This window comes from Cupriavidus sp. SIMBA_020, assembly GCF_046535395.1.
Classification (GTDB): Bacteria; Pseudomonadota; Gammaproteobacteria; order Burkholderiales; family Burkholderiaceae; genus Cupriavidus; species Cupriavidus campinensis.
On record NZ_JAWRWU010000907.1, the window covers coordinates 1 to 261 of the forward strand.

Below are 261 nucleotides of genomic sequence, written 5' to 3' on the forward strand. Positions count from 1 at the left end.
CTCGCGCTCGTGCTCGCCGTACGGCAGCGCCGCGCGGCGCTCGACGATCGGCAGATACGCGTTCAGGAACGCGTCGCCGACGCTTTGCATCATCTCAAACGAGCGTTCGAAACCGGGTTCCGAGAAATCGTCGAAGAAGATCCCGCCGATGCCGCGCGTCTCGTTGCGGTGCTTCAGGAAGAAGTACTCGTCGCACCAGGTCTTGAAGCGCGGGTAGAGCTCGGCGCCGAACGGGTCGAGCGCGGCCTTGCAGGTCTGGTG

Annotated in this window: 1 protein-coding gene; it reads right to left on the reverse strand. The window is 64.8% G+C overall.

Annotated elements, in window-relative coordinates; genetic code table 11:
* On the reverse strand, positions 1 to 261 hold a 261-nt coding region (locus SB751_RS32060; RefSeq protein ID WP_410749273.1), incomplete at both ends, for a coproporphyrinogen III oxidase.